At 48.0% G+C, this 24055-nt stretch carries 20 protein-coding genes and 1 pseudogene; 7 read left to right on the forward strand and 14 right to left on the reverse strand.

Going from position 1 to position 24055, the window contains the following annotated elements:
- The first annotated feature begins 79 nt into the window (after window positions 1-79).
- A complete protein-coding gene (gene asnB / locus AC0YNT_RS00665; RefSeq protein ID WP_441891362.1) occupies window positions 80-1924 on the forward strand; it encodes an asparagine synthase (glutamine-hydrolyzing) in 1845 nt (614 codons plus the stop codon).
- A gap of 214 nt (window positions 1925-2138) precedes the next feature.
- Here the strand turns inward: asnB and AC0YNT_RS00670 are convergent, their stop codons facing one another.
- From AC0YNT_RS00670 to AC0YNT_RS00680, 3 genes are all read right to left on the reverse strand, one after another.
- Entirely contained in the window at window positions 2139-2768 is a 630-nt protein-coding gene (locus tag AC0YNT_RS00670; protein ID WP_475802893.1) for an XTP/dITP diphosphatase, read from the reverse strand.
- 4 nt (window positions 2769-2772) lie between these two features.
- On the reverse strand, window positions 2773-3510 hold the full coding sequence (gene rph, locus AC0YNT_RS00675) for a ribonuclease PH (protein WP_475802894.1): 738 nt from the start codon (window positions 3508-3510) through the stop codon (window positions 2773-2775).
- 182 nt (window positions 3511-3692) lie between these two features.
- Window positions 3693-4757, reverse strand: a complete 1065-nt coding sequence (locus AC0YNT_RS00680) for a GerMN domain-containing protein (protein WP_475802895.1) — start codon at window positions 4755-4757, stop codon at window positions 3693-3695.
- 132 nt (window positions 4758-4889) lie between these two features.
- Here AC0YNT_RS00680 and AC0YNT_RS00685 point away from each other — a divergent pair, with 132 nt between their 5' ends.
- The 3 genes and pseudogenes from AC0YNT_RS00685 to AC0YNT_RS00695 all read left to right on the forward strand — a co-directional run bounded on the left by AC0YNT_RS00685 (window position 4890) and on the right by AC0YNT_RS00695 (window position 6544).
- The gene (locus tag AC0YNT_RS00685) at window positions 4890-5429 is read left to right on the forward strand and encodes a phosphatidylglycerophosphatase A family protein (RefSeq protein WP_475802896.1); all 540 of its coding nucleotides are present in this window, start codon (window positions 4890-4892) and stop codon (window positions 5427-5429) included.
- Window positions 5430-5509: 80 nt separating this feature from the next.
- Window positions 5510-6015, forward strand: a pseudogene (gene cysC / locus AC0YNT_RS00690) (adenylyl-sulfate kinase); the annotation flags it as partial.
- Window positions 6016-6037: 22 nt separating this feature from the next.
- Window positions 6038-6544, forward strand: a complete 507-nt coding sequence (locus AC0YNT_RS00695; RefSeq protein WP_475802897.1) for a sulfotransferase family 2 domain-containing protein — start codon at window positions 6038-6040, stop codon at window positions 6542-6544.
- A 260-nt stretch (window positions 6545-6804) separates the two neighbouring features.
- On the opposite strand, the gene AC0YNT_RS00700 is transcribed toward AC0YNT_RS00695, so the two are convergent.
- A complete protein-coding gene (locus AC0YNT_RS00700; protein ID WP_475802898.1) occupies window positions 6805-7797 on the reverse strand; it encodes an MBL fold metallo-hydrolase in 993 nt (330 codons plus the stop codon).
- A gap of 97 nt (window positions 7798-7894) precedes the next feature.
- The gene (gene fni / locus AC0YNT_RS00705; protein WP_475803397.1) at window positions 7895-8962 is read right to left on the reverse strand and encodes a type 2 isopentenyl-diphosphate Delta-isomerase; all 1068 of its coding nucleotides are present in this window, start codon (window positions 8960-8962) and stop codon (window positions 7895-7897) included.
- A 270-nt stretch (window positions 8963-9232) separates the two neighbouring features.
- Between fni and nagB the strand changes: the two genes are divergently transcribed.
- Together nagB and nagA are read left to right on the forward strand one after the other, a co-directional pair.
- Window positions 9233-9958 (forward strand): glucosamine-6-phosphate deaminase, encoded by a 726-nt coding sequence (gene nagB, locus AC0YNT_RS00710; protein WP_167280214.1) that lies wholly within the window; start codon window positions 9233-9235, stop codon window positions 9956-9958.
- Entirely contained in the window at window positions 9958-11130 is a 1173-nt protein-coding gene (gene nagA, locus AC0YNT_RS00715) for an N-acetylglucosamine-6-phosphate deacetylase (protein ID WP_475802899.1), read from the forward strand. The genes nagB and nagA overlap by 1 nt, the downstream gene beginning before the upstream one ends.
- A gap of 62 nt (window positions 11131-11192) precedes the next feature.
- Here the strand turns inward: nagA and AC0YNT_RS00720 are convergent, their stop codons facing one another.
- From AC0YNT_RS00720 to citZ, 7 genes are all read right to left on the reverse strand, one after another.
- Window positions 11193-11990, reverse strand: coding sequence for a DeoR/GlpR family DNA-binding transcription regulator (locus AC0YNT_RS00720; protein WP_475802900.1), 798 nt, complete (start codon window positions 11988-11990; stop codon window positions 11193-11195).
- A gap of 2 nt (window positions 11991-11992) precedes the next feature.
- Window positions 11993-12949 carry a sugar kinase gene (locus AC0YNT_RS00725; RefSeq protein ID WP_475802901.1) on the reverse strand — a complete coding sequence of 319 codons (957 nt, stop codon included), beginning with the start codon at window positions 12947-12949 and terminating at the stop codon, window positions 11993-11995.
- Between the two features lie 91 nt (window positions 12950-13040).
- Window positions 13041-13466, reverse strand: a complete 426-nt coding sequence (locus AC0YNT_RS00730; RefSeq protein ID WP_475802902.1) for a hypothetical protein — start codon at window positions 13464-13466, stop codon at window positions 13041-13043.
- Between the two features lie 113 nt (window positions 13467-13579).
- Window positions 13580-15745, reverse strand: coding sequence for a DNA helicase RecQ (gene recQ, locus AC0YNT_RS00735; RefSeq protein ID WP_475802903.1), 2166 nt, complete (start codon window positions 15743-15745; stop codon window positions 13580-13582).
- Between the two features lie 91 nt (window positions 15746-15836).
- The gene (gene mdh, locus AC0YNT_RS00740; protein WP_167280220.1) at window positions 15837-16784 is read right to left on the reverse strand and encodes a malate dehydrogenase; all 948 of its coding nucleotides are present in this window, start codon (window positions 16782-16784) and stop codon (window positions 15837-15839) included.
- 225 nt (window positions 16785-17009) lie between these two features.
- Window positions 17010-18305: an NADP-dependent isocitrate dehydrogenase gene (icd, locus tag AC0YNT_RS00745; protein ID WP_475802904.1), complete on the reverse strand. Its 1296-nt coding sequence runs from the start codon at window positions 18303-18305 to the stop codon at window positions 17010-17012.
- 40 nt (window positions 18306-18345) lie between these two features.
- Window positions 18346-19458 carry a citrate synthase gene (gene citZ / locus AC0YNT_RS00750; protein WP_475802905.1) on the reverse strand — a complete coding sequence of 371 codons (1113 nt, stop codon included), beginning with the start codon at window positions 19456-19458 and terminating at the stop codon, window positions 18346-18348.
- 280 nt (window positions 19459-19738) lie between these two features.
- On the opposite strand from citZ, the gene AC0YNT_RS00755 reads away from it, so the two are divergent.
- Window positions 19739-21268: a Ppx/GppA phosphatase family protein gene (locus AC0YNT_RS00755; RefSeq protein ID WP_475802906.1), complete on the forward strand. Its 1530-nt coding sequence runs from the start codon at window positions 19739-19741 to the stop codon at window positions 21266-21268.
- On the opposite strand, the gene AC0YNT_RS00760 is transcribed toward AC0YNT_RS00755, so the two are convergent.
- Both AC0YNT_RS00760 and AC0YNT_RS00765 read right to left on the reverse strand, forming a co-directional pair.
- On the reverse strand, window positions 21259-23328 hold the full coding sequence (locus AC0YNT_RS00760; protein WP_167280224.1) for an RNA degradosome polyphosphate kinase: 2070 nt from the start codon (window positions 23326-23328) through the stop codon (window positions 21259-21261). The genes AC0YNT_RS00755 and AC0YNT_RS00760 overlap by 10 nt on opposite strands.
- A gap of 237 nt (window positions 23329-23565) precedes the next feature.
- Window positions 23566-24033: an acyl-CoA thioesterase gene (locus AC0YNT_RS00765; RefSeq protein WP_475802907.1), complete on the reverse strand. Its 468-nt coding sequence runs from the start codon at window positions 24031-24033 to the stop codon at window positions 23566-23568.
- Between the last annotated feature and the right edge of the window lie 22 nt (window positions 24034-24055).

A 24055-nucleotide genomic window follows, 5' to 3' on the forward strand; every position in this document is an offset into this window, starting at 1 on the left:
GACAGACATTTTATGCCTTTTTTCAGCATATAACGGATATTATTGCTACTGGAGTCCAGCAGAAGAGAGGAATGAGATTATGTGTGGAATAACCGGCTGGATCGATTGGACCCGAGATCTAACCCATGACAGCAACAGCCTAGTTAAAATGACGGAGACGTTATCACTGCGCGGTCCTGATGCGTCAGGTACTTGGATCTCATCGCATTGTGCGCTAGGCCACCGCCGGCTCAGCGTGATCGATCCGGAAAATGGCGCTCAGCCGATGATTCGGCGCTCGGGCGATGACACATATGTCGTTGTCTATAATGGTGAACTTTATAACGCACTTGAACTAAGGAAAGAGCTGGAGGACCGAGGCAGAACGTTTACAACCCATTGCGATACAGAAGTACTGCTTGTGTCTTATATCGAATGGGGCAAAGCCTGTGTTGAACGCTTCAACGGCATTTTCGCCTTTGCCATCTGGGATGTAACTGAACAGGAGCTGTTCCTTGCCCGCGACAGATTAGGTGTAAAACCACTGTTCATCAGCTTTGCAGATGGGCTGTTTATTTTTGGTTCGGAGCCAAAAGCTATTCTTGCTCATCCGGCTGTTAAAGCTGAGGTAGGTGCAGAAGGATTAGCTGAAATCTTCATTATTGGTCCCGCCAGAACACCTGGCCAAGGCGTTTACAAGGATATTACCGAGCTGCTGCCAGGACAATGTGCAACTGTTAATCGTTCAGGTATCCGCAAGACAAAATATTGGAGTCTCGAGACGATTCCGCATGAAGAAGATGTCGATACGACGGCTGAACATGTCCGGGAGCTGCTGAAGGATACAACGGAGCGCCAGCTTGTTTCGGACGTGCCAGTTGGCACCTTACTCTCCGGAGGCCTTGACTCCAGCGCTTTAACCACGCTGGCTGTTCGTTACTACGAGCAAACCGGTCAAGGTAATGTGCATACGTATTCCGTCGACTACGCGGATAACGATAAGCATTTCAAGGCTCATGCCTTTCAGCCAAACAGCGACGCACCTTGGATCGAACGGATGACTTCCCATCTGGACACCATCCATCATCCAATCCAATTTGATACACCTGAGCTCGTAGCTGCTCTTAGAGACGCTACATTGGCACGCGATTTGCCAGGTATGGCCGATGTGGATGCCTCGCTCCTGCTATTCTGCCGGGAGATAAAGAAAGGTGCTACCGTCGCAATTTCTGGTGAAGCAGCGGATGAAATCTTTGGCGGCTATCCTTGGTTCCACCGTGAAGAAGCATTGAGTGCAAACACCTTCCCATGGTCTCTCGCCTCCTCTATGCGGGCAGATCTGCTTGCGCCGGATGTAGCTGCATGGATTAAACCTCTTGATTACATCGGTGACCGTTATGCCTCTGCGATCGCGGAGGTGCCGCACTTGGATGGTGAATCCGAGACGGTACGGAAAATGCGCAAGATGTCTTATCTTAACATTACCCGCTTCATGCCAACACTGCTTGACCGGAAGGACCGGATGAGTATGGCAGCTGGCCTCGAGGTTCGTGTCCCGTTCTGCGATCACCGCCTCGTGCAGTATGTCTGGAATATCCCTTGGGAGATCAAGACAGCTGGGGACCGGGAGAAAGGCATCCTTCGCCGTGCTTTGAAGGGCGTACTTCCTGAAGATGTGCTGACCCGCAAAAAAAGCCCTTATCCAAAAACGCATAATCCAAATTACTTGGCAGCAGTCAAAGGACTTCTTCTTGATGTTCTGAACGATCCGTCTTCCCCGCTCCTGCCGCTGATTAACGTGAATAAAGTAAGAGAGCTTGCTGAATCCGATTCGGCAAAATCGAATATTCCGTGGTTCGGACAATTAATGTCTGGTCCTCAGCTGTTTGCTTATTTGTATCAGGTGAACGTGTGGCTGAAGGAATATGGGGTTAGTGTGAAGTAAGGGTTAAAAGAGAACTACGCAGTCGAATGTTCTTCCGGTCGCTGTTGCTCAGGGATTCCTTGAATAAGGTTAGTATGGCGGGAATCCCTGAGCAAAGGCGAGCGCTAACGCTCCTCCAGAATCATTCGAGCAGCTACGTTCTAATTAACCCCATATTTGTGGGGGGGGGAAAAGGCGTCACAGGAATTTCTCCTGTGACGCCTTTTGCTTAATATTACTTAACTTCCAGCTTCGCAATGAGCTTCTCGAGAGCGTTGCCGCGATGGCTTATCGCCTGCTTCTCTTCCTTCGACAGCTCTGCCATGGAACGTCCGAGCTGTGGGAGCCAGAACAATGGATCATAACCAAAGCCGCCTTCGCCACGAGGCCGGTCGGCGATGAAGCCGTCGACTGTACCTTCCGTCTCGATAAATTCCCCTGTCGCAGGGTCATATAAAGCGAGTACGCAGACGAATTGCGCTTTGCTGAGCAGCCGCGTGCCGTCCGTAAGTGGTTCTGCTGCGTCCACATTCAACTTGCCAAGCTCGTGAAGCAGCTTTGCATTGTTATCGGCATCTGCTGCTCCTTCACCGGCATAACGGGCTGAATATACACCTGGAGCACCGTCAAGGGAAGCTACACGCAGTCCAGAATCATCAGCGAGCACCGTTACTTGAAAAGCATCGCCTGCCGCTTTTGCCTTAATACGAGCATTTGCAGAGAACGTATCTCCTTCTTCTACAATATCCGGGAAAGCTGGATAATCATTTAGGCTGACGACGGTTCTGCCAAGCTTCTCAAAGGCATGTGCAAATTCCTTCACCTTGCCTTGATTTTTGGTTGCAATCAATATAGGCTGAGTCAACGTGTTAACCCCCGATCCGGTCTGCCAGCTCACCCAAAGCAGCGCGTTGCTTCTCGATTAATTCCTCGATACCGCCTTCTGCTAGTTCCAGCAGCTTGTTGAGCTCTTCGCGCGAGAACGGGGAATCCTCGCCTGTTCCTTGCAGCTCAACAAATTTACCATTGCCTGTCATGACGACATTCATATCCACTTTGGCCTTGGAGTCCTCATCGTAATTCAAATCAAGCAGTTCACGTTCTTGAATAACCCCTACACTTACCGAAGCAAGAAAATCCGTAATCGGATATTTGGCAAATTGTGTTGTTTTCGAGATTTTGTTAACCGCAAGGCAAAGTGCCACAAATGCACCTGTAATCGAAGTGGTACGCGTACCGCCGTCAGCTTGAATAACATCGCAGTCAAGCGTAATTGTACGCTCGCCTAGCGCCTGCAAATCAACAATAGATCTGAGGGCACGTCCGATTAAGCGTTGAATTTCCATTGTTCGGCCTGAAAGTTTGCCTTTGGCCGCCTCCCGGTGGTTACGGGAATGGGTTGCGCGTGGCAGCATCGCATATTCAGCCGTAATCCAGCCTTTACCTTGACCCTTCATGAAAGGGGGTACCCGTTCTTCCACACTGGCTGTACAAATAACCTTAGTCTCGCCTACCTCAATGAGTACCGAGCCTTCCGCATATTTATTAACGCCTGTCGTTATCGTAACCGGCCGAAGCTGGTTCGGTTGCCGACCGTCTGTTCGCATGCTTATGTTCCTCCTGAATCAATCGTTATCGCTTATGTGTAGATCGCGTTGCAATCTTTCCTATTTTACCAAAGTGGCATGTGAAAAGCATCTTTAATTCATTTCTGACAAAAAGGCTGCCTCACCTGGTCCCGAAACGGGCCTGGTAAGGCAGCCTTTCTCTAGTTATGGCTTTTTTTCGCTTACCCTTTAATCGCATTCACATGATGCGGACGAGATACTGGCTCGCTGTAAGAAACATTGTTCTCATCCGTGACTTTCTGACCGTTCAGTGTAATCTGAACTTTGTCAGCGCCCGTATTTTCAGTAACCGACAGAACGATGGCTTCAAGCATCTCTGCTGGAGCAGGCAGTCCTTCTTCATATGCTTGGTCTTTCAAGTCCACCATTACCGTGTCATCCTGCTGCTTGATGTTTGTTACTTCCACATCATTCGTAAGGACACTGATCAAATCCTTCGTGTTAAGCGGACCTGTGATCAGCTGTTCAAGAGCAGCTTGTGCAGCTGTTTCCTCTGTGCGGTTAATTAACCTTGTAACCGGCACATAATATTGTTCATCATTGGTTGTTTGCGAAGAGAAGTACAGAGTAACCGGTGTCGAGTTCGAATAGTTCACACCATCGGCAGCTTCAAGGTTAATCCCTACCGAACGTGTAAGCGGCTCATCGAGCGGGAAGCCGTCCTGCGGCATCTCCGACAGCTTGGCCCCTTCATACCACAGTTCTACTCCTTTTGCTCCCATAGCCGTCAAAGTCCAAGTAATCGCCTCTACAATTGTACGCTCGTCTGTCGCAGGATAATCATTGAAGGTTCCGCCAAATTCAACGGTAGCCAGTTGAGTTTTCGGATCGATATGAAGCGACTTGACCTCAGTGCCTTTCGGAATGACTGCACGGAAGTCTTCTGGCAGCTGGCTTGCCAAGCTTCCGCCGTCAACCATAATTTCCAAAGCTTTTTTGCCGGCTTCGTCAACTGCATTCTCGGTCAGTGTTGTCTTTAGAGATACCGGGGCAAGATAGCCATTGCGGTCCTCTAAGTAAACCGTAAGATTGGAATCATCATCTTGTCCTGTCACGACAGCCTGTCCGGTATTGGTACCGTCTACGGCACCTGTTGCATCAGATTGCTGCGGTGGGTCAATCTCCCCTTTTGTGTCCTGCGAAATCAAGCCGCATCCTGTTGCAAGGATGGGAAATACCATCACACCGCAGATTGCTGCACGGCGAATCCATCTTGTTTGAGCCATTGACTTTTTCCTCCCCAAATTGTAATTGCCTGTTCGGCGACTTTGTACATTTGTTGATTTGTAGTACTATGTATACGAGCCCTTCCCTGTTTTAGACCAGTTTTGTCCACAAAATCTGAGGGGGTAATCAATTTGTTCAATCAAGTCACCTACAGCTTAAACAGCCGCGAGGTTGCGGAAGCAACCAATACATGGCTCGACAAACGAGGCGTATCCAGAACATCCATTGCACAGCTCGTACATTTTCTGCAAAAGGATTATTATCCAGAGCTTACGCTGGATGAATGCATCTCTCATGTTGAAGCTGTGCTGCAAAAAAGAGAGGTGCAAAATGCCGTATTAACTGGCATACAGCTCGATTTGCTGGCGGAGGAAGGCAAGCTGATGGCGCCGCTTCAAAATATGGTTCGTAATGACGAAGGCCTGTACGGCTGCGATGAAATATTGGCTCTATCCATTGTTAATGTATACGGCAGTATCGGATTTACCAATTTTGGCTATATCGACAAGCTTAAGCCCGGCATCTTAAAGAAATTAAACGATAAAAACGATGGGCAGATCCATACCTTCCTGGATGACATCGTTGGCGCAATCGCTGCAGCAGCTGCAAGCCGCTTGGCGCATCGCAAGCAAGCAAGTCGTGAAGAAGCCGCAGAGAATGTAAAGGAATAGAAACTGGTCAAAAGACTGTCCTACAAAAGTAGGGCAGTCTTTTTTTTGCCCTCTAACTCTAGCTGCACCTTTTCAATTTAATGGAATATTTTAGTAATCCCATAGTGTGGCAAAACTCCCGCATCACCAAACAAGATCGGCAGTTCCTAAACGGCCATCGTAGTTATGTTCTTTGGTTTACTGGCCTTTCGGGATCAGGGAAATCAACGCTTAGTACAGCCCTGGAACATGAACTTTATAAACTGCAATGCCGCAGTTATGTACTCGATGGCGATAATCTTCGTTACGGCTTAAATCAGGACTTGGGCTTTCAGCAAAAAGATCGTTCTGAGAATATCCGAAGAATCGGAGAGGTCGCCAAGCTAATGGCCGATGGAGGCATGATTGTCATTGTAGCTGCTATTTCGCCTTATCGGCAGGATCGTGATGGGGTACGTTCTCTATGCTGCCTGGTGAGTATATAGGAATTTATGTGAAATGTTCGATTGAAGAATGCGAGCGAAGAGATCCAAAAGGAATGTACAAGAAGGCAAGAGCTGGAGAGATTACACATTTTACGGGTATTTCCGCGCCTTACGAGCATCCTCTTAAGGCCAAGGAGAAAGAAGGTGGGGCGTTTGAAGGATAAGCTGTTACTATACTTGCATCTTCCTAAGACCGGAGGCTCTTCTTTTACACAAGCCATTATCGAGAATTGCCCAAATATTATTCATTATCATACAATCGAGACCACTCCGCAATTAAGTCAAGAACTCGTCAAAGCCGATGCCTTATGCGGACATTTCAGATATGGCGTACATGTGCTGACCAATCGGCCATTTCAATATGTGACCATGCTCCGTCATCCCTTTGATCGGATCCTTTCCTTCTTTTATTTCAAATACAAGAACCCTGAATATGTCATTTCCTACGATAAAGAACTCACCTTTGAAGACTATATTATGGACCCTTTTTATGACTTCGAATACAGAAATTTGCAAGCTAGAATGATAGCTGGTGATTTGGAAAATCTATCGCCAAATTTCAAAAAAATCAAGAAAGTCTGGATAATCATTTTGCCTTTGTTGGTATTACGGAACAATATGACATCTCCCAATTTCTTTTTATGCAAATGATGAACTTGGCGCCAAAGCATTATCCCAAAGTGAACGTCACCGCAAATCGCCCGGTTAATATTCCTCCTTTAACCCCACCTGCACTTCAACATATCATCCAGAAAAATGAGATTGATATCAAGCTTTATGAATATGCCTGTCGGGAGTTTATACGTAAAGTATCCGACCTGTCCGTTGATCACACCAACCTGCTAAAAGCTTATTTAAAAGCATCTAGAAATTAAAAAAAGGCATCACAAATGTGAAGCCTTCTTTGCTATTTATTCAGCTGTACGAAACATAACCGTATCCATTGTTCCGGTTCGGATAATTTTACCCCGCTTCTCCAAATAATGTAAGTGAGCAATGGTCTCCGACATCGCAAACCGCAGATTATGAGGATTCGTCCGCAGATGACCGCCAAAAGATTGCTCGCAAAGCTCAAAAGCGCTGCTTGGCACTCTCAAGATTTCCCACATTTTATTCAAACGTCGTCCATGATGCTGCTTGATCTCAATAATCCGGTTTGAAAAATCGGTGAATGGCTCACGATGGCCAGGAAACGCCAGTTTCACTTCGTACTCATACAGCTCATCCAAGCTACGAAGGAAACATCCAAGCGGATCTTCCTCTTCCCCAGGATTAAAGCTGATGTTAGGTGTAATATGAGGCAGCACTTGATCACCGCACAGCATATAGCCCTTAGATGGCTCGTAGAAGCATAACTGACCAAAGGCATGCCCCGGCGCATCAATTAGCTGCCATTCCAATCCGCCAAGCTGAATCGTTTCTCCTGCCTCCAAATACGTGACGTTGGGCTGAGGAGATACTCTTCTGACAAAGCCATCAAGGTTGTTCTTAATATCAAGTGTCAGCTCATCAGGCATGCCGTGGATGGCGAAATGCGCCCGAAGTTCTTCAGAGTACGTACTGTTGTCTCCCCATAATCGCTGTGTATACGCATGAGATCTTTCTGATATATATACCGGAGCTCCGGTCCGTTCTTGAAAATAACCTGCCAGCCCATAATGATCCGGGTGCTGGTGAGTAAGAACGATTCGTTTAATCTGCTCTATGGTTATGCCGTGCTTCAGGAAAGCCTCATCCCAAGCTGCCAGCGCTTCATCGGTATGCAGGCCGGGATCAATAACCGTATAACCTGTCCCATCCTCTGGTATCAAGTAACTGTTTACCCACTTTAATGAGAAAGGAAGCGGAATCTTTACTTGAATCCACCCGCTGTCCCAGACCTTCGTCTCCACTAGCCCAGTCATGGATGCTGTGCCCTCCCTATCCTGATAAGCCAACCCTTCGACCATCACAAAATTCTCGAGCAGTCTAGTATTTGCTAAGTTGGCCTGTCTTAGTTGTTTAACGGACTGGAATAAGTCGGTTTGTATGTTTGAGTTCGGCAACAGATGCTGCCCCGATCCCGAACATCGCCGCACGAAGCTCAAATTCAATCCGTTCGAATTGCTCATTTAACTGGTCGACCGATACTTTTGTCTCACCTTCTGCAGCACGTGGGAGAAGGGCACGTCCAAACCCAGCAATATCGGCCCCTAATGCAATGGATTTCGCTGCGTCTACACCATGCTGCAGACCACCACTCGCGACAACCGACATATGCGGCAGACGACTTTTCACTTCCTGAATGCTTTGAGCAGTTGGGATCCCCCAGCCAGCGAAAGCTTCTGCAGCCAATCGGCGCATCGGATCATTTTGCCGGTATTTCTCAACCTGACTCCAGGATGTGCCTCCGGCTCCCGCAACATCAATAAATGCTGCTCCCACCGAAGCGAGCGCTGCAGCCGTATCGGCATCAACACCCCAGCCTACCTCTTTGATACCGACCGGCACCTCAAGTGCCCGGCATACTTCTTCTATCTTTGGCAGCAAGCCGCGGAAGTCCGTATTCCCCTCAGGCTGGAATACTTCCTGCATGCTATTCAAATGAAGCACTAGAGCATCCGCCTCGGCAATGTCTACCGCTCTGCGGCATGCTTCCACACCAAACCCATAATTTAACTGCACCGCACCAAGATTCGCAATAACGGGTACAGAAGGAGCAAGATCACGGATATAAAAAGAAGCAGCAAGTTCTTCCTGTTCGATCGCCGCACGCATTGAGCCTAGTCCAATAGCCCAGCCGCGGTGCTCTGCCGCCTCTGCTAACCGCCGATTAATGGCACCAGCCTCACTTGTGCCTCCTGTCATGGAACTGACCAAGAGCGGTGTTCGCATGCGCCGTCCCAGCCATTCTGTATCCAGCAGGATATCTTCAAATGCGATTTCAGGTAAGGCATTATGGCGGAAGCGAAGACTCTCCAGCCCCGTATCAATGCCCTCTCCAGCCACATTCTCCTGCAGGCATATGCGAATATGCTCACTCTTACGTTTCGATGTGGAAGCGCCCTCATTAGCCTCCGTATTTTGCATTACTGTCATAGGGCAATCCTCCTATTTAAATAGCCAATCATCCGGCTTATGTAGGAATGCCAGTGACATCAGTACATAAGCTTCATGCTTTGCGAGAATACTTTTGTTCATCATAACTCAGTGATTAGGACTGGAGCAAGGATGGAACTAGGTCCACCCATAATTTTGACGTTTACAATCATAATAATGAATTTTACAATCATTTTTGTTGTGAAAATGAATAATATAAATTAGAATAGAGTCAAAAGTAAATGAGGGGGACATCTTCCGATGAACGTGCACATTTTTGATACCCAATTAGAACTGGACGCCTTTGCAGCCAATCTTATTACCGATATCGTGACATCCAAACCAAACGCCGTATTAGGGCTTGCTACAGGATCGACACCTATAGGCATTTATGCCAAAATAGTAGAGAAATACCGTAAAGGTGAAGTATCCTTTGCAGATGTAACTTCCTTTAACCTGGATGAATATGTCGGGTTAAAGCCCTATAACGATCAAAGTTATGCTTATTATATGAATAAGCATTTATTTGCACACATCGATATTCCAGACACACAAACCTTCCTGCCGAACGGAATGGCTGATGATCTGGAAGCCGAATGTGCGAATTATGACCGTATGCTGCTGGAACGGCAAATTGATATTCAACTGCTTGGTCTTGGTCATAACGGCCATATCGGCTTTAATGAACCAGATCATGCCCTGTCAGGCGGTACTCATGTGGTGAAGCTGAAGCAGGCCACTCTGGAGGCGAATGCTAGATTTTTCGCTACGATGGAAGAGGTGCCCGAATATGCCATTACAATGGGTGTGGGCTCCATACTGAAAGCAAATTCGATTGTGCTTGCGGTGCGAGGCGCGGATAAAGCGGACATCGTCAAGCAAGCGTTGACCGGCCCTATTACAACAGAGGTACCGGCTTCCCTCTTGCAGACGCATCCCCGCGTAACTGTGCTTCTTGACCGCGAGGCGGGAAGGATGTTGGGGTAATGGAACAACAAGGCAGATCTCTGCTTATCAACCACATAAAGATCGTGCTGGAGGATCGTATTGTAGAAGGCAGCATCCTCGTCAGAGACGGAATCATTGCACAAATTATCGAAGACAGCGAGCAACCGGAAGCTGATCATATCGTAGACGGCCAAGGCAAATGGCTTCTGCCAGGCTTTATAGATGTTCATGTTCATGGCGGATTTGGCGGAGACTTCATGGATGCAACCGCTGAGACCTACGATACGATCACAAAGTTTCATGCTTCACAAGGAACGACCGGGATGCTTGCTACAACCGTGACTGCATCCCAGGAAGCCATTGAGACCGTGTTCCAGGCAACCAGCGAATATATGAAGAACGATATGCCATACACAGCACTTCTTGGCGTTCATCTGGAAGGACCGTTTCTCAGCATCAAGTGGATAGGTGCTCAAAACCCTGCTTTCCTCTCCCCTCCTCGGCTCGATTGGCTGCAAGATTGGACAGAGCGTTATCCGGGAATTTTGAAGCTGCTGACTCTTGCACCTGAGAATGAGGGTGCAATTGAAGCTATCAAATGGCTTGCTGATCATAACGTTGTTGTTGCATGTGGCCATACCGATGCCACGTACAAAGTCATGAAAGAAGCAGCTGATGCTGGCCTCACTCATGCCGTTCATACTTATAACGCGATGCGTCCGCTTCATCATCGTGAGCCTGGTACAGTTGGTGCTGTTCTGACCGATGACCGGATTTACGCCGAACTGATTGCTGACGGGCATCATGTCAGCCCAGGAGCGATAAAGCTGCTTGCGTCCTCCAAGCCGGCAGACAAGCTTATTCTGATCACAGACGCCATCTCTGCCGCTGGTAGACCTGATGGTCTGTATGACCTTGGCGGCCTCCCTGTCATCGTACAGGATGGTGTAGCAAGACTCCAGGAAGGCAATCTGGCAGGAAGCAGCCTGACGATGATAAATGCTTTCCGTTATATGCTTGAACACACCGATTATAATGTTATGGACATTAGCCGCTATGCAAGCGGGAACCCAGCCAAGCAGCTTGGCATGTTCGAACATACTGGTTCTATTGCGATCGGTAAGCAGGCTGATCTTGTTCTTGCAGAGCCTGACTTCAGCAGCGTGAGTCATACTTGGGTAAACGGCAAGCAAGTTTATAAAGCGAAGTAATTTAGAAACGAAAGAGCGGTTGAACAGGAGATGATCTCCGTTCAACCGCTCTTTTGTTATACTCATTCGGGCTTGTCCGCGACATGGACGACAATATGATGCTGCTCAGCCATCTCCGCCAGATCTCCCGTTAGAGGCAAATCGGTTATAAAAGCCTGCAGTTCGGATAACGCAGCTATGGAGAATAACGACGTTTTCCCAACCTTGGTTTGATCGAAAACGGCAAAAGTCGTGTGCGATCGCTTAATAAGTGCTTTTGCAATTTGGGCTTCTTGCTCGGAGTAGGTTGTAATGCCGCCTGCTGCTGAAAGGCCGTCAACACCTATGAACATCTTCCCGATATTCAAATGAGCAACCATCCCTTCTCCAAGCGGACCGCAAAGCTCAAAGCTGTTATGTCTCATGATGCCGCCTGTTACAACGACCTGTACGCTGCTTCCGGCAAGCTCCATGGCAATGTTTACCGCATTCGTCACAACGGTAATACCGCTGCGCAGCTTAAGCAGCTTCGCCAGTAAGTAATTCGTTGTTCCGCCCGATAAGCCTATTACATCGCCTTCCTCAATAAGTGAAGCTGCTTTAGCCGCGATACGCTCTTTCTCCAAATACGACAGGCCTTCCCGCTCCGCAAATGCAACATCACGGACCGTATTCATGCCGTCATACATCGCACCGCCAATGGTACGGATAATGGGATAAGCCGCCTCCATTTGCTCCAGATCACGCCTTGCGGTCGCTTCTGAACAATCAAAGCGCTCAACGAGCTCTTGAATGGTAATGCGTCCTTGCTGCTTGAGCAGCTGCAAAATCGCTTCGCGCCGGCGCTGCCCTTTGGATCCAGAAACGTTCGATTCAGCCATTATTATCGCTCCACCCATACTTTAGCGGACATGCGCTGCTCAACGGCGTTCCACTCTGGAAGCGCCTCCCAATCACCGCGCATTTGTACCACCAGCGATCCGTTAATGCTTGCTAGTCTAACTGCTTCTACCGGGGACATGCCTTTCATTAAGCCAGCTAGGAAACCAGCACAGAAGCCATCTCCTGCACCAACTGTATCAACCACATTCTCTGCTGGATAGAAAGGAACGGATACTTCTTCCCCTTTTTCCAGCACGACAGTTGTATCACCTAGCCCTTTGATAATGGTTACGGCTTTAAGCTGCTGGAGTTTTGCCTTCACAACTTCGTAATCCTCGGTTTGATACAGAAGCTTGAGCTCATCCCAGCCAGGCAGGAAGTAGTCTGCCGCTTCTGCAATTGGCAGAAGCACCTCGCGCGCTTCTTCGATAGACCATAGCTTCAATCTCAAATTCGGATCAAAACAAATGGTTACACCCGCCTCTTTGGCAATCTCAACTGCCCGAATCACCGTACGTTTGGCACTATCGCTGAGCGCTGTAGTAATACCCGTTATATGAAGCAGCTTCGCTCCACGAATATAATCCTCATCCAGCTCCTCAGGAGCCATACGACTTGCTGCGGAATGCTTGCGATAATAGTGAACAGCAAGACGCCCCGCAACCTGCTCACGGAACATCATCCCTGTAGGAGCTTCGTCGCTAAATTTAACACGCGATACATCAACGCCCTCTCCACGAAGCGTCTTCACGATCATACGGCCAAACGGATCATTACCAAGTGCTCCGAACCAGCCTACCGAACAGCCTAGTCTTGCCAGCCCGATTGCTACATTGCTTTCTGCACCGCCGAAGCCTTGCTCGAGCGTAGCCGCCCGTTCAAGAGATTTATGCTCCTGCGGCATAAATAAAGCCATAGATTCCCCGAAAGTCACTATATCCGGTGATGACTGATGCACGTTTTCTCCCCCTAAAAAGAATTACCACATAAGTGGCGTTTCTTTGCCTACTGTGGTAATTCTTACCTCGTAAGCATTAGCTTAAAGAATTTTAAGCGTACATTGGAAATGCCATGAAATAGATAACAACTACATAAAGAACCAATACGATCAAGCTGAATGTACGTGCTTTAGCGATATGGCCAGTTGCGCTTTGTCCATCTTGAATCGAAGACACAATCCGTTTCAGCGGCTTCGACATAATGCCGGAGATCGCTGCGATCGCAAGGAACAGCAGCGTTACGATAATCATCCAGGCAACAGTGTAATCAGCCTGTGACATCATGTAACCACCTGTAAGCAGTTGGATGACAAGCGCATACTGTACAACACGGTTTGCAGATGTAAGACCATCAGCTAGTCCACCTTGTCCAAGACCTGCGAGCTTCGTTGCTTTACCGATCATAATCGGCAGAACGATATAAAAGCCCATCCCGACTGCTCCTAACAAGTGTAAAAAGAAAAATACATCATTCATTAAAAAACCCTCCTGCATATGCGTAATCTACCAATAAGTATACTAAATGCCTGTCTGAAACACAAAGTATCACCCTTGGTTATCCGGCTTTTCGGAAGCATTTCCGGTAATGTTCAAGATTTTGTCTTAAAGCCGTATTTAGCGATTACACCATGAATGGAAAAGTAATCCACTTCTTCCGGTAAAGCATCTTTGATCGGCCTTAATTTATCCGGACCAAGTTCCTGCACAACATGAACAATCTGCTCCTCATATTGCTCCGGAATAACACGGCCCCAATCGAGCTCATGTCCCTCATCGGCACAACGAATCAGATGTCCCTCAATCGTCACCCGGCTAAGTCCACGTTCATCAGCAATCTCCTGAGTGGATAAACCGGTGTTAAACCGCTCCAGTGTCATAACATGGCTAGGTGTATCCTCTGAAGAGGCAGGGGGACGCGCGGCAGGGCGCTTCTGCGTATTACTAATGCTAGCAGACGGCGCGTTACTCGCACTTCCCGCATGCTCATGAATAATAGCAAGCACTTCTGCTCCATACTTGTTTGCTTTCGCCGCGCCAATACCTTTCGTCTGCAGCAGCTGCTCTTCCGTCAGCGGCCTTGCATCCGCAAGCTCCTTCAGCGTAGCATCAAAGAACAGCATAAACGGAGGAACGTTTTCCCGTGCTGCCGCTTCTTTGCGCCATTGCTTGAGTGCATCAAATAATGGCGACGAAGCCCCAGCTCCATCTCCCGAAGCACTTCTCCTAACACTAGTCCGCAGCCTCTGCTTAACTATCTCGTTGCCTTCCAGCACTGGTAAAGCAGCAGTTGTTAGAGATACTGTAGGATACTGCCCTTCGCTCATACGTAAGTAACCTTCTGCTACAAGCCAGTACAACCAATCGGCGATTTCTTTTTCCGGCCAATTATTGAACAGTCCGTATGTCGTTAATCGGTCCAGCCCAAACTCCAATAACCGTTTGTCGCGTGATCCTTTTAATACTTTAGCCGCCATTGTTACACCAAAGCGTCCCTTCATACGGCCAACGCATGAGAGTGCCTTCTGTGCTTCCGGCGTACGGTCAACCAGCTCGCTCTTGTCGAGGCAGTTACTGCATTTGCCGCAAGGCTCAACACCCTTCTCGCCGAAATAATCGACGATATATTGCTGTAGACAGCGCTGGGTGCGGCTGTAATTCATCATGTTATGAAGCTTGGACAACTGAACCGATTTGCGGTATTCATCACCCATACCCTGCTCAATCAGGAAACGCTGTACCTGTACATCCTGCGGTTCGAAGAGCAGCACACATTCGCTCTCCTCCCCATCCCGGCCGGCACGTCCTGCTTCCTGATAGTAGGACTCGATATCGCCAGGCATCTGCCAATGGATGACATATCGCACGTTAGGCTTATCGATGCCCATTCCGAAAGCATTCGTCGCTACCATGATGCGAAGCTCATCAAACCGGAACTTCTCCTGCGTGTCCGCACGTTCGGTATCAGACAACCCGCCATGATACTTGCCAGCCGCAATCCCTTTTCGGACCAACAGCTCGTGTACCTGCTCGGTTTCTTTCCGTGTGGCTGTATAGATAATGCCAGATTGATCCTCCCGCTCGCGCAAAAATTGCTGAAGGAAGTTTTTCTTGTCACCACCACTTACAACGGATAAGGACAGATTGGGTCTAGCAAACCCGGTTACAAACACATTAGGCTGCCGTAAACCCAGCATGGCCGTAATATCCTCTGCCACCTCTTGTGTTGCTGTTGCTGTAAACGCAGAGACTAGCGGTCGATTTGGCATTTTGCCGATCCATCCCGCGAGCTGCCGGTAGCTCGGACGGAAATCATGCCCCCACTGCGAGACGCAGTGTGCCTCATCAATCGCAATCATTGGGATATGGAGCTGCTCGGACAAGGTTGTAAACATAGGTGCATCAAGCCGTTCCGGAGCCACATACAGCATCTTGTATTCGCCTCTCAGTGCATTTCGCAGCACTGTCCGGTATTCCTCCGCTCCGAGAGAGCTGTTCAGAAAGGCCGCTGAGACGCCAAGCCGGTTCAGTGTATCAACCTGATCCTTCATAAGCGATATTAATGGCGATATTACTATTGAAGTACCTGGCATAATGAGAGATGGAACTTGAAAGCAGATTGACTTCCCTCCGCCAGTCGGCAGAATGGCGAGCGTATCACGCCCCTCCAATATTCCCTCTATAATATCTTCTTGTCCGGGACGAAACGTATCATACCCGTATACTCTTTTCAGCTCGCTTCGTGCTTGCTGCAGCACGTTTATTCCCCCTTCCTTAAATCAAAATGAGGACCCTGGCAGCTAAGTGTCAGGGTCCTCCCAAACGAATCTTTATAAGGCTCATGGCCATTTACGCTTGGCCTGTAACTACTTTAATAACATTTTGAACGGATTCAGCGGATTTGTCCAGAGCCGCTTTTTCTTCCGCGGTTAGATCCAGCTCAATCACTTTCTCAATGCCGTCGCCGCCGATAATCGTAGGTACGCCCATGAACAGGTTATTATACCCGTACTCGCCTTCAAGCAGAGCAATGACCGGCAGAATCCGTTTCTTGTCCTTCAGAATTGCCTCTGTCATTTGAACAAGTGATGCTGCAGGTGCATAGTAAGCTGAGCCATTGCCTAGGAGGTTCACGATCTCACCGCCGCCAACTCTGGAACGCTGTACGATAGCTTCGATACGGTCAGCTGGGATCAGCTTCTCAATCGGAATACCGCCAACATTCGAGTAACGTACGAGTGGGACCATATCGTCACCATGTCCGCCAAGCACAAAGCCGCGAACATCTTCCACCGACACATTCAGCTCTTGCGCAATAAATGTGCAATAACGGGCTGTATCAAGCACACCGGATTGACCGATGACACGATTTTTAGGAAAACCTAGCGCTTGGTAGGCCACATAAGTCATAGCATCCACCGGATTGGAGAGGATGATGACATAAGCGTTCGGGCTTGTTGCCTTTACTTGCTCACATACCGACCTTACGATACCTGCGTTTGTATTGACGAGGTCATCACGGCTCATCCCTGGCTTGCGGGCAATACCTGCAGTGATAATAACAACGTCGGAGTCCTTAGTATCTTCATAACTGGCCGTACCAGTGATGTTCACGTCCAGACCTTGAACAGGAGTTGATTCGAGCATATCAAGCGCTTTACCTTTTGTCGGGTTTTCCAGCTGGGGAATGTCGACAAGAACAATGTCACCCAGTTCCTTCTGTGCTGCCATCAGAGCCGTAGTAGCCCCGGTGAAGCCGGCACCTACAACCGTAATTTTTCTGCGTTTAATAGCCATTTGATAACTACCTCCTTAAAAGAATTACTACACAAGTGGGCTGATTCGAGGCCATTTGTGGTGATTCTTACTTCGTAAGCAAGATGACCACACAAAGGGCCGCTTCGAGGCCATTTGTGGTGATTCTTACTTCGTAAGCCTTAGTTGTATTAACCTCTGCATTATTGCCATAAATAAGTATTCCTATCTAAAAAAGAGGGGGCATAAGCCCCCACTTTTTATTAACTACATGTTTTTAATTACTTGGTTAGCAAACTCCGAACATTTCACTTCAGTAGCGCCATCCATCAGGCGTGCGAAGTCATAAGTAACGGTTTTGTTGTTGATCGAAGCTTCCATACCTTTATAGATCAGGTCAGCCGCTTCTTGCCAGCCCAGATGCTCAAGCATCATAACGCCGGACAGGATTACGGAACCTGGGTTAACAACGTCTTTGTCTGCATATTTAGGAGCAGTACCATGAGTTGCTTCGAAGATTGCATGTCCAGTCAGGTAGTTGATGTTCGCGCCCGGTGCAATACCGATACCGCCAACTTGTGCAGCCAGAGCGTCGGACAGGTAGTCGCCGTTCAGGTTCAAAGTTGCGATTACGTCGAAGTCAGTAGGACGAGTCAGAACTTGTTGCAGAGCGATGTCAGCAATCGCATCTTTTACGACGATTTTGCCAGCTGCTTCAGCTTCTGCTTGTGCTTTGTTAGCAGCGTCTGTGCCTTCTGCTTCTTTAATGCGGTCGTATTGACCCCAAGTGAAGGTTTCGTTAGCGAACTCTTGCTCAGCCACTTCGTAGCCCCAGTTCTTGAACGCGCCTTCTGTATATTTCATGATGTTGCCTTTATGAACGAGTGTAACAGTTTTCTTGCCATGTTTGATCGCGTATTCGATTGCAGCACGAGCAAGACGTTGTGAGCCTTCTTTGGATACTGGCTTGATGCCGATACCCGAAGTTTCAGGGAAACGGATTTTGTTAACGCCCATTTCGTTTTGCAGGAACGCGATTACTTTCTTCACTTCCTCAGAACCTTCTTGGTACTCGATACCAGCATAGATGTCTTCTGTGTTCTCACGGAAGATAACCATGTCAACCAGCTCAGGACGTTTTACCGGGGAAGGTACGCCAGCGAAGTAACGAACTGGACGAAGGCAAGTGTACAGGTCAAGCTCTTGGCGCAGCGCAACGTTCAGGGAACGGATACCGCCGCCGATTGGCGTAGTCAAAGGACCTTTAATAGCAACGATGTATTCACGGATTGCAGTCAGCGTGTCAGCTGGCAGCCACTCGCCATATTCGTTGAAAGCTTTTTCGCCAGCGAATACTTCGTACCAAGCGATTTTTTTGCTGCCGTCGTATGCTTTCTCAACAGCTGCGTCAAGTACGCGTTTCGATGCTGCCCAGATGTCGCGGCCTGTGCCGTCGCCTTCGATGAAAGGAATGATTGGGTTGTTAGGTACTTGCAGTACACCGTTATCAATTGTAATTTGTTCGCCTTCTGTAGGAAGTGCGTATTTTTCGAATTGCGCCATTAGAATAAATCCTCCTTAGAATATGTAAGCACGCGCTTAATTAGCGCTGCTCGATTGGAATGTATTTCGCGTTAACTGGGCCAACATAGTCCGCACGTGGACGAATGAGGCGGTTATCTTGATATTGCTCAAGAATGTGTGCACTCCATCCGGATACACGGCTGATTGCAAAGATTGGCGTAAACAGATCGCGTGGGATACCAAGCGTAGTATACACGGAAGCCGAGTAGAAGTCGACATTTGGCTTCAGACCTTTTTGGCCAGTAACCATATCTTCAATCTTGATCGACATTTCGTACAGTTCCATATTGCCAGTCAATTTGCCCAGCTCGCGGGACATTTGCTGCAGGTGCTTCGCACGAGGGTCGCCATCTTTGTATACACGGTGACCAAAGCCCATAATTTTTTGTTTGTTCGCAAGCGCGTTGTTGATGTAGCCTTCAACGTTAGCCATCGAGCCGATCTCTTCAAGCATCACCATAACGGCTTCATTCGCACCGCCATGCAGAGGGCCTTTCAAAGCGCCAATCGCGGAAGTTACGCCCGAATAAATATCAGACAATGTTGCAACTGTTACACGAGCTGCGAATGTCGAAGCGTTAAGCTCATGGTCAGCATGGAGAACCAATGCTTGATCAAGTGCTTTAACCGCAACTTCAGCAGGCTCTTCACCTGTAAGCATGTATAGGAAATTGTAAGCAATGGATACGCCTTGTTTTGGAGCAACCGGCTCATTGCCTTCGCGAATACGAGCGAATGCCGCAACAACTGTAGGCAATTGAGCTTGCAGCTTGATTGCTTTACGTTGGTTAGCATCTGTCGACATGTCATTAGCGGATTCGTCATACAGCGCCAGGCTCGAAATAGCCGTACGGAGCGCTGCCATCGAATTTGTGCCGGCAGGATAAAGTTTAATTTGTTCGATTACTTGGCTTGGGATAGCCGCGTATTGATCTAATTGCTTTTGAAGTCCGTCAAGCTCGGAACGATTAGGCAGCTTGCCGTACCAAAGCAGGTAGGCAACCTCTTCAAATGTTGCGTTTTCTGCAAGATCATCAATATTTATACCGCGATACGTCAATACTCCATCGATAATGGAGCTGATCGACGATGATGCGGCCACAATTCCTTCCAGACCTTTTGTAGCTGTCATCGTTCTCTCTCCTCTAACTCGAAAATTTTTCGGTGAAAATAGTATTCGAATCTTTCTCGTCGCTATTAATCATAAATGATTTTTAGAGCGAAGTGAACAAAACCAGACATAGAAATGCTTTATCGGCGCTATAAAGTTTTTTTTCAATCCCTTTCTTCCGCAATTTTCGCACATTTGCTCCAGCTGCATTTTTCCCTAAACTGCACAAAAATAGTCGCTTACCGAAATCATATTTCAATGTGATAGAATAGAAGTTATAACATGCACGGAGGAACTTGCGATGACTGAACAACGAATCGGCATCATCGATATCGGCTCTAACTCGGTTCGCCTTGTCGTCTATGAACGGACGGCAAACGGCGCACACCGGGTCATTGACGGAGGCAAGCGCCCAGCCCGCCTGGCCGAGCGCGTCGATGACAACGGCTGCTTATCTGAAGAAGCCATTACGGAACTGCTTGGTACATTAAATCATTTTACCATGATTTGCGCTCATAACCGAACCGGACATATTCGCGCAGTTGCAACAGCTGCTATCCGCAATGCTGCCAATCAATCGGAAATTCTTGATGCCATTAAGTCGGAGACAGGACTTACCATCGAATTATTGAGCGGTGGAGATGAAGCGACTTACGGCTTCCTTGGCATGATTAACGCGATGGACGTACAAGACGGCTTCCTCGTCGACATAGGCGGAGGCAGCACGGAGGTATCTCTGTTCCGCAATAAGGAGTTAGTTCAATCCGTATCCTTTCCTTTCGGTTGTGTCAGCTTGAATCGGAAATACGCGGTTAAAGGTCTGTTAAGCGAAGAAGGGTTAAAAGGCATTGAGGCACTCGTCACTGAATCCGTCAAGAATGAGCCTTGGCTGTTGAAGTCACCGTCACTGCCACTGATCGGGGTAGGTGGAACCGCCCGTGCGATGGGTAAAATTCATCAAGCGGTGACCAAATATCCATTCACCCAGACTCATAACTATCCAATGACCGGTATGGATGCAGACTTCTTGTTCCAGGATTTGTTCCAAACCCCGCTCGATAAGCGGCGCAAATTCCCGGGGTTGTCCAAAGACCGGGTTGATGTCATCGTGCCTGGTATTGCTGTGCTGCGCACGCTTTTCCGCCTGCTCAAGGCGTCTCATTACCGTATATGCGCTTCAGGACTGCGAGACGGATTGTTCTACGCTACCCGGTTCCCAGGCCGTTCTCTGCATCAGGATGTGCTTGCTTTCAGCCTTAGTAATTTAAGCGCCCTCCATCCGGCTGCCCCCAAGCAGCATGTGATGCAGGTTAACCGGCTGGCGCTTCAGCTGTATGATGAGCTGCGGCCTGTCCATCTGCTGCCGAATCGAGGCAAAATGATGCTTGATGCAGCCTCAACCTTATTCCGAATTGGAGCATCTATTGATTACTATGACTATGCGAAGCATACATTTTATCTGATCGTCAATTCCCATTTGAATGGCCTTGCTCATCGCGAAATTCTAATGATAGCAGCCATAGCTTCCTACAAAAGCAAAAATCGGACCCGCCAGCAGCTCCTCGATTATAGGGAACTGTTAAACGAATCCGACTATGATACGATTCATAAACTTGGTGTTCTGCTCCAGCTTGCAGCAGCACTTGACCGCAGTGAGACACAAGCCATTGGCAGGCTGGAAGCTTCCCAATCGGCAAATCAACTGCTTCTTGATCCCGTACGTTCCGAAGGAACATTAGCTCTTGAAGCACGAGAAGTCGATGAATTAGCTTCCGACTTCAAAAAACTGTGGGGACTTATTCCTGTTCTGAATCTGCCCGACTATACGTAATATTTCCACTGCGGAATCGATCTCGCCTCAAATTGGCTGCGGAACGGCATCATTTCATTTTTAACATGAGTATAGGTGCCGTTCGACTGCAGTTCTCTCGACTTTACATTATCGTCAAGATTCAGCTGCAGCATGTTAATCAGCGTCTTGCGAAGGTTCTTGTCAAACACCGGTGACATTAACTCAATACGTCTCGTTAAATTCCGTGTCATCCAATCCGCGCTCGACAGGTACACCTCTTCATCCCCACCATTATGGAAGTACATTACCCTTGCATGCTCCAAGAAACGATCCACAATACTGATCACGCGAATATTCTCGCTGCGCCCTGCTACTCCTGGTCTGAGACAGCATACACCACGAACGATTAATTCGATCTGAACCCCGGCTCGTGATGCTTCATACAGCTTATCGATCATTTCCTGATTCGAAAGTGAGTTCATCTTCGCGATAATACGTGCTGGAATGCCCTGCTCAGCATTCGTAATCTCACGATCGATCAACCGGAATAACTTCTCCTTCAAATCCGTAGGTGCTACGCCAAAAGCCTTCCACTCATACGGTGATGAATAACCAGTCACTTCATTAAAGAGCGCCGAGGCATCACTGCCGATGATCGGATGTGAGGTGAAAAGACCAATATCGGTATATAACGTTGCTGTACTGTCATTATAATTACCCGTACCGACATGTACATAGCGGCGGAGCGTGCCTTGCTCTCTGCGGACAACTAACAGAATTTTGGCATGCGTCTTTAATCCAACTAGCCCATAGACAACATGACAGCCCGACTTTTCCAACTGACGAGCCCAGGCAATATTCCGTTCCTCATCGAATCTGGCTTTGAGCTCAACAACTACCGTCACCTGCTTACCAGACTCCGCTGCTTTCGATAAGGCTTGCACAAGCGCAGACTGTCCGCTTACACGATATAAGGTCATCTTAATCGCCAGAACATCTGGATCCTCTGCTGCCTGCTCGATGAAATCAGTCACCGCATCAAACGATTCATAAGGGTGGTACATAAGTACATCACGTTGACGGATTACCTCAAACATGTCATCCGTCTCGTCAAACTCATGCGGATAGACCGGATCAAGCCGGCTATATCGAAGATTATCATGGCCTGGAAGAGAATGAACAAATTTCATCAAAAAGCTAAGATCAAGAGGTCCATCGATCTCGATTAGATTATCCTCAATTTCCAGCTCTTCCTTCAGAATTTCAAGAGCCATCGGATGCATACCGCGGGCTACTTCCAGCCGAACCGGAATACCCCAACGCCTTCTGCGAAGCTCCTTCTCAATCTCCTCCAAGAGGTCCTCTGCACCATCTTCATTCAACGTAAGGTCGGCATTACGAGTAAGACGGAAAGGATGAACGGCCGTAGGAGTGTAACCGTTAAATAAGGATGTAATATTATGCTCAATAAGATCTTCCAGCAGGATAAATTCCATCTTCTTGCTGTTAGTTCTGCCGGGAACCGGTACAAACCGAGGCAGGATCGAAGGAACTTGAACGATAGCAAAGAGCGGACCATCCTCGTGGATTGCATGATCCTGCTCCTGTTGAAGCAATATCGCCAGATACAGCTCCTTGTTATGTACAAGGGGAAATGGCCTGCTCTGGTCTACTGCCATCGGTGTCAGTACTGGGAACACAATTTCTTGAAAATATTGCGTTACCGCTTTGAGCTGATTGGCATTCAGCTCCTCAACGGATGTAATCAATATGCCTTCCCGACCAAGACAACGGAATACTTCCCGATAAGTTCTGTATTGATCATAAACCATCGTCGTGGTTCGTTTAATTAGTCTTTTCCAAAGACCTTGAGGCGTGTAGCCTGTAAAATCCATCTTCGTATATCCAGCCCGTATCTGATCTTGAATACCGGCAACCCGTACACTCATAAACTCGTCTAAATTACTTGTTACAATAGACAAAAATTTGGCGCGTTCAAGCAAAGGATTGCTCGTATCCTGTGCTTCCTGGAGCACTCTGCGATTAAATTCGATCCAGCTTAGATCCCGATTCACATAGTGGGACAATTGTCTTGTCATTTCCTTACGCCTCCCCAATTATGTCCCTATTATGACAGAAGACTATTATTGGAATATTAACGAATTGTAAAGATAAAGTTAACACGAGCTCCGGTTAGAGCTCCGGTTAATTCGGTCGATTGCTCCTTGCGGTTTGTTTCTTGATCAACCTTAAATAGGTTGAAACAAACGCGCAATAGTCGCACTCGACTCGAATTAACCTTCGCTTACAATAGAGAATAAAGAAATGAAGATCTACTATGCCATGGACTGGAGCAAAGCATATAATTCCGGCAGGCCTTTATCCAGCCTTGACGGCCGCCATTCCTCATTTACCCAGACATGCTTTGTACCGCCTGTAACGAGTCTTTCACCAGGCAGTTTCTCATCATTTTCAACAATAGCTGGGTGAAAATCATCCAAACTTACTCGCCGAATCTCGGACTCAAAGGATAAACGAACAGGTGAGAAATCCGCAATACGTGTACAAATAAGCAAGGTATCGTCATAACGTGCCGGCAGCTCGTAACGGCATTGCAGATCTACAACGGGCAGCAATAAGCCTTGTTGTTCAATGGATTTGTAATCATAACCTGCAGAGCGGATCAGCTCCGTTCGGCCAATTTCAAACCAAGTTATGTAATTGCCATGAAAAACTACCCCCATTTGATCCGTTTCCTGATAGCGCACGCGCAGCGGATGCAGGAACCATTTCTGTGACGGCATAATTGAAGCTACCCCCTATATT

This window comes from Paenibacillus sp. J22R56, assembly GCF_056269375.1.